This window comes from Streptomyces sp. 8N616, from assembly GCF_052246385.1.
Classification (GTDB): Bacteria; Actinomycetota; Actinomycetes; order Streptomycetales; family Streptomycetaceae; genus Streptomyces.
Genome location: NZ_JBQQBY010000101.1, coordinates 1 through 943, shown reverse-complemented (window position 1 = coordinate 943; position 943 = coordinate 1). Strand labels below are relative to the sequence as shown.

General features: G+C 66.6%; 1 protein-coding gene. It reads left to right on the top strand.

The features are described 5' to 3' along the window. The coding region (locus ACTWQC_RS35790) for a condensation domain-containing protein (protein WP_443320047.1) at window positions 1-943 on the top strand (943 nt) is incomplete at both ends.

Sequence of the window (943 nt, the reverse complement as noted above, 5' to 3'; positions counted from 1 at the left end):
TTGCCCGGGAGACTCAGGCCAGTCCGTTCATGGTGGTGCAGGCGGGCCTGGCGGCATTGCTGACCCGGCTGGGCGCCGGGACGGACATCCCCGTCGGCACCCCGATCGCAGGCCGCACCGACGACGCCGTCAATGATCTGATCGGTCTCTTCCTCAACTCGCTGGTGCTGCGCACGGACACTTCCGGCGATCCGACCTTCACCGAGCTGATCAGCCATGTCCGTACGACCAACCTGTCGGCGTACGCGCATCAGGATCTGCCGTTCGAGCGGCTGGTCGAGGCGATCAATCCGGAGCGTTCACTGTCCCGGCACCCCCTCTTCCAGGTGCTGCTGACCTTCAACAACACGGACTACCAAAGTGCGTTGGATGCCTTGGCCGGCCTTCCCGGGCTGACGGTCGCGCGCGAGCCGGTCGACGTGTCTGTCGCGAAGTTCGATCTCGCTTTCGGCTTTGCTGAGAACCGCCACGACAGTGGCCAGGAGACGGGTTTGCAGGGCGTGCTGGAGTACAGCACCGACCTGTTCGACCGCGTCACCGCCGAATCGCTGGTCGACCGGTTGATACGTGTGCTGCGGTCGGCCGTCGCCGAGCCTGATGAGCCGTTGAGTCGCATTGATGTGCTGGATGCCGATGAGGCCCGCAGGCTGCTGGTGGAGTGGAATGACACCGGGCGTGTGGTGCCGTCGCTGTCGGTTTCCGAGTGGTTCGAGGAGCGGGTTGCCGGTGCTCCGGACGCGGCTGCGGTGGTGGCCGGGGATGTGGTGCTGTCGTATGCGGAGCTGAATGCGCGGGCCAATCGGCTGGCCCGGTTGCTGGTCGGTCGGGGGGCGGGGCCCGGGCGGTTTGTGGCGGTGGCGTTGCCTCGGTCGGCGGATCTGGTGGTGGCGCTGCTGGCGGTGCTGAAGTCGGGTGCGGCGTATCTGCCGTTGGACACCGAGTA